The 1146-nt window shown below is 57.2% G+C and carries 1 rRNA gene (cut by both window edges); it reads right to left on the bottom strand.

Annotation, left to right across the window (positions count from 1 at the left end):
• Window positions 1–1146: ribosomal RNA gene (locus tag ACIBBB_RS36130) — 23S ribosomal RNA — on the bottom strand (it extends past both window edges: 1631 nt to the left, 544 nt to the right).

Genomic DNA, 1146 nt, shown 5'->3' with positions numbered 1-1146 from the left:
CACCCGAAGGCTCCAGGACGGCTTCACGGTCTTAGCATCAGAGGATTCAACACTGGGCGTTTCAAAGCGGGTACCGGAATATCAACCGGTTGTCCATCGACTACGCCTGTCGGCCTCGCCTTAGGTCCCGACTTACCCTGGGCAGATCAGCTTGACCCAGGAACCCTTAGTCAATCGGCGCACACGTTTCCCACGTGTGTATCGCTACTCATGCCTGCATTCTCACTCGTGAACCGTCCACCACTGCCTTCCGGCGCGGCTTCACCCGGCACACGACGCTCCCCTACCCATCCCAGCAGGCGTTGGCCCTCAATACTGGAATGACACGACTTCGGCGGTACGCTTGAGCCCCGCTACATTGTCGGCGCGGAATCACTTGACCAGTGAGCTATTACGCACTCTTTCAAGGGTGGCTGCTTCTAAGCCAACCTCCTGGTTGTCTCTGCGACTCCACATCCTTTCCCACTTAGCGTACGCTTAGGGGCCTTAGTCGATGCTCTGGGCTGTTTCCCTCTCGACCATGGAGCTTATCCCCCACAGTCTCACTGCCGCGCTCTCACTTACCGGCATTCGGAGTTTGGCTAAGGTCAGTAACCCGGTAGGGCCCATCGCCTATCCAGTGCTCTACCTCCGGCAAGAAACACACGACGCTGCACCTAAATGCATTTCGGGGAGAACCAGCTATCACGGAGTTTGATTGGCCTTTCACCCCTAACCACAGGTCATCCCCCAGGTTTTCAACCCTGGTGGGTTCGGTCCTCCACGACCTCTTACAGCCGCTTCAACCTGCCCATGGCTAGATCACTCCGCTTCGGGTCTTGAGCGCGCTACTAAAACGCCCTGTTCGGACTCGCTTTCGCTACGGCTTCCCCACACGGGTTAACCTCGCAACACACCGCAAACTCGCAGGCTCATTCTTCAAAAGGCACGCAGTCACGACTGCATGTGCAAGCACACACAGCGACGCTCCCACGGCTTGTAGGCACACGGTTTCAGGTACTATTTCACTCCGCTCCCGCGGTACTTTTCACCATTCCCTCACGGTACTATCCGCTATCGGTCACCAGGGAATATTTAGGCTTAGCGGGTGGTCCCGCCAGATTCACACGGGATTTCTCGGGCCCCGTGCTACTTGGGAAATACGCA

Source organism: Streptomyces sp. NPDC051217 (assembly GCF_044455465.1).
GTDB lineage: Bacteria > Actinomycetota > Actinomycetes > Streptomycetales > Streptomycetaceae > Streptomyces.
Note: the sequence above shows the minus strand (reverse complement) of the source record. Positions and strands in the feature narration are given on the sequence as shown.